Source organism: Rothia sp. SCPM-O-B-18226 (M350), from assembly GCF_058213595.1.
This window is the reverse complement of record NZ_JBYQJS010000007.1, coordinates 1-4,932: the sequence shown is the minus strand read 5'-3', so window position 1 is coordinate 4,932 and position 4,932 is coordinate 1. Positions and strand designations below refer to the sequence as shown.

2 rRNA genes are annotated in these 4,932 nt (G+C 53.1%); both read right to left on the bottom strand.

Going from position 1 to position 4,932, the window contains the following annotated elements:
• Positions 1-3,077: ribosomal RNA gene (locus AC3E6W_RS08695) — 23S ribosomal RNA — on the bottom strand; the annotation flags it as partial.
• Between the two features lie 305 nt (positions 3,078-3,382).
• A 16S ribosomal RNA gene (locus tag AC3E6W_RS08690) occupies positions 3,383-4,911 on the bottom strand.
• Positions 4,912-4,932 lie beyond the last annotated feature (21 nt).

Genomic DNA, 4,932 nt, shown 5'->3' with positions numbered 1-4,932 from the left:
CCTATTAGTACCAGTCAACTCCACGAGTCTTCAGTCCCCGCTTCCATACCCGGCCTATCAACCTCATCATCTATAAGGAGCCTCACACACCAAAAAGTGCCAGGAAATCTCATCTCGAAACAGGCTTCCCGCTTAGATGCTTTCAGCGGTTATCCCTCCCGAACGTAGCCAATCAGCCATGCACCTGGCGGTACAACTGACATACCAGAGGTTCGTCCGTCCCGGTCCTCTCGTACTAAGGACAGCCTTTCTCAAATTTCCAACGCGCGCAGCGGATAGGGACCGAACTGTCTCACGACGTTCTGAACCCAGCTCGCGTACCGCTTTAATGGGCGAACAGCCCAACCCTTGGGACCGACTCCAGCCCCAGGATGCGACGAGCCGACATCGAGGTGCCAAACCATGCCGTCGATATGGACTCTTGGGCAAGATCAGCCTGTTATCCCCGAGGTACCTTTTATCCGTTGAGCGACGGCCGTTCCACAACGTACCGCCGGATCACTAGTCCCGACTTTCGTCCCTGCTCGACCTGCCAGTCTCACAGTCAAGCTCCCTTGTGCACTTACACTCAACACCTGATTGCCAACCAGGCTGAGGGAACCTTTGGGCGCCTCCGTTACACTTTAGGAGGCAACCGCCCCAGTTAAACTACCCATCAGGCACTGTCCCTGAACCAGATCATGGCCCGAAGTTAGACATCCAGATTGACCAGAGTGGTATTTCAACAACGACTCCACACAAACTAGCGTCCATGCTTCACAGTCTCCCACCTATCCTACACAAGCCAAACCAAACACCAATACCAAACTATAGTAAAGGTCACGGGGTCTTTCCGTCCTGCTGCGCGAAACGAGCATCTTTACTCGTACTGCAATTTCGCCGAGTTCATGGTTGAGACAGTAGGGAAGTCGTTACTCCATTCGTGCAGGTCGGAACTTACCCGACAAGGAATTTCGCTACCTTAGGATGGTTATAGTTACCACCGCCGTTTACTGGGGCTTAAATTCTCAGCTTCGCTCAAAAGAGCTAACCAATCCTCTTAACCTTCCAGCACCGGGCAGGAGTCAGTCCGTATACATCGTCTTACGACTTCGCACGGACCTGTGTTTTTGATAAACAGTCGCTTCCCCCTGGTCTCTGCGACCCATACACGCTCCAGACAGCAAGTGCCCATCACGCTCAAGGTCCCCCTTCTCCCGAAGTTACGGGGGCATTTTGCCGAGTTCCTTAACCATGATTCTCTCGATCGCCTTAGTATTCTCTACCTGATCACCTGTGTCGGTTTAGGGTACGGGCGGCTAAAACCTCACGCCGATGCTTTTCTCGGCAGCATAGGATCACCAAATCCCCCAAAAAACAGGGTCCCATCACGTCTCAGGCACACAGCCGGCGCATTTAACAACCGACAACCCTACACGCTTAGACCACGACAACCATCGCGTGGCTTGGCTACCTTCCTGCGTCACACCTGTTAACACGTTTACCTCCAAAGATCGGGTCCCACAACCCACACAACACACAAACAAAAGCCTGCACATCATGCTTCGCATGGTTAGCATCACAATATCAGTATGGGCGGTTCTTCACCGGTACGGGAATATCAACCCGTTATCCATCGACTACGCCTGTCGGCCTCGCCTTAGGCCCCGACTAACCCAGGGCAGATTAACTTGACCCTGGAACCCTTGATCATCCGGCGGATGAGTTTCTCACTCATCTTTCGCTACTCATGCCTGCATTCTCACTCGCATAGCCTCCACCACTGGTTTACACCGCAGCTTCAACGGCCACACGACGCTCCCCTACCCAACAATCCAAAAAGATCATTGCCACAACTTCGGCGGTGTACTTGAGCCCCGCTACATTATCGGCGCAGAATCACTTGACCAGTGAGCTGTTACGCACTCTTTCAAGGGTGGCTGCTTCTAAGCCAACCTCCTGGTTGTCTAAGCAACTCCACATCCTTTCCCACTTAGCACACGCTTAGGGGCCTTAGTTGGTGGTCTGGGCTGTTTCCCTCTCGACAATGAAGCTTATCCCCCACTGTCTCACTGCTACGCTCTCACTTACCGGCATTCGGAGTTTAGCTGACGTCAGTAACCCGTGAAGGCCCATCGGCCATCCAGTAGCTCTACCTCCGGCAAGAAACACGTAACGCTGCACCTAAATGCATTTCGGGGAGAACCAGCTATCACAGAGTTTGATTGGCCTTTCACCCCTATCCACAGCTCATCCCCTCCATTTTCAACTGAAGTGGGTTCGGTCCTCCACGACGTCTTACCGTCGCTTCAACCTGGCCATGGATAGATCACTCCGCTTCGGGTCTAGGTCATGCCACTCAAACGCCCTATTCAGACTCGCTTTCGCTACGGATACCCCACACGGGTTAACCTCGCGACATAACACTAACTCGCAGGCTCATTCTTCAAAAGGCACGCTGTCACCCCAAAAGGCTCCAACGGCTTGTAAGCACACGGTTTCAGGTACTATTTCACTCCCCTCCCGGGGTACTTTTCACCATTCCCTCACGGTACTGATTCACTATCGGTCACTAAGAAGTATTTAGACTTACCAGGTGGTCCTGGCAGATTCACACGAGATTCCACGAGCCCCGTGCTACTCGGGTGGCCACACCACGGACAGAACAATTTCGATTACGGGACTCTCACCCTCTACGGCCGACCATTCCAAGTCGTTCACCTACCATCCTGAACATCATGCCGGCAGCCAGTTAGAACTGCCACTGTGACTCCCACAACCCCCATGATGCAACGCCTAACCGCTATCACACACCACAGGTTTAGTCTCTTCCGCTTTCGCTCGCCACTACTCACAGAATCATTACTTTATTTTCTCTTCCTGCGGGTACTGAGATGTTTCACTTCCCCGCGTTCCCCCCAACCAGCCTATACATTCAGCTGGCGGTAACTCACCATGAAGATGAGCCAGGTTTCCCCATTCGGAAATCCTCGAATCAACGCCCAGTTATCGGCTCCCCGAGGCTTATCGCAGATTCACACGTCCTTCATCGGCTCTTAATGCCAAGGCATCCACCGTGTGCCCTTAATAACTTACACACAATCAAGAAAAATAAGAATCTAAAATCAACAATCAAACCAACACCAAAGCATTGATTCAACGCAAATTCCAGAAGATGCTCGCGTCCACTATATAGTTCTCAAACAACAACCCACAACACAACAACAACACAAACACAACATTCGCATCATCACCATGCCAGGCAAAAACAGGAACAACACCAACGTGTTACCCCAAAACCCAACAATGCGCTTCACTCAACCCAAAACCAACATTCCACCCATGAGCAAAACCACCCACCCGACACTCGCGGATAGCATGGCCAACTAAATGTGCTCCTTAGAAAGGAGGTGATCCAGCCGCACCTTCCGGTACGGCTACCTTGTTACGACTTAGTCCCAATCGCCAATCCCACCTTAGACGGCTCCCTCCCCGAAGGGTTAGGCCACCGGCTTTGGGTGTTACCAACTTTCGTGACTTGACGGGCGGTGTGTACAAGGCCCGGGAACGTATTCACCGCAGCGTTGCTGATCTGCGATTACTAGCGACTCCGACTTCATGGGGTCGAGTTGCAGACCCCAATCCGAACTGAGACCGGCTTTTAGGGATTAGCTCCACCTCACAGTATCGCAACCCTCTGTACCGGCCATTGTAGCATGCGTGAAGCCCAAGACATAAGGGGCATGATGATTTGACGTCATCCCCACCTTCCTCCGAGTTGACCCCGGCAGTCTCCTATGAGTCCCCACCATAACGTGCTGGCAACATAGAACGAGGGTTGCGCTCGTTGCGGGACTTAACCCAACATCTCACGACACGAGCTGACGACAACCATGCACCACCTGTATACCAGCCCCGAAGGGAAACACCATCTCTGATGCGGTCCAGTATATGTCAAGCCTTGGTAAGGTTCTTCGCGTTGCATCGAATTAATCCGCATGCTCCGCCGCTTGTGCGGGCCCCCGTCAATTTCTTTGAGTTTTAGCCTTGCGGCCGTACTCCCCAGGCGGGGCACTTAATGCGTTAGCTACGGCGCGGAAAACGTGGAATGTCCCCCACACCTAGTGCCCAACGTTTACGGCATGGACTACCAGGGTATCTAATCCTGTTCGCTCCCCATGCTTTCGCTTCTCAGCGTCAGTTACAGCCCAGAGACCTGCCTTCGCCATCGGTGTTCTTCCTGATATCTGCGCATTCCACCGCTACACCAGGAGTTCCAGTCTCCCCTACTGCACTCTAGTCTGCCCGTACCCACTGCAATACACGGGGTTAAGCCCCGGCCTTTCACAGCAGACGCGACAAACCGCCTACAAGCTCTTTACGCCCAATAATTCCGGACAACGCTCGCGCCCTACGTATTACCGCGGCTGCTGGCACGTAGTTAGCCGGCGCTTTCTCTGCAGGTACCGTCAATTTCTCTTCTTCCCTGCTAACAGAGGTTTACAACCCGAAGGCCGTCATCCCTCACGCGGCGTCGCTGCATCAGGCTTGCGCCCATTGTGCAATATTCCCCACTGCTGCCTCCCGTAGGAGTCTGGGCCGTGTCTCAGTCCCAGTGTGGCCGGTCACCCTCTCAGGCCGGCTACCCGTCGTCGCCTTGGTGAGCCGTTACCTCACCAACAAGCTGATAGGCCGTGAGCCCATCTATAACCACTACATAACGCTTTCCACCAACACCCCATGCGGAGATTGGTCGTATCCGGTATTAGACCCAGTTTCCCAGGCTTATCCCAGAGTTAAAGGTAGGTTACTCACGTATTACTCACCCGTTCGCCACTAATCCACCTAGCAAGCTAGGCTTCATCGTTCGACTTGCATGTGTTAAGCACGCCGCCAGCGTTCGTCCTGAGCCAGAATCAAACTCTCCGTTGAAAAAATAGAAAAGTTCGATAA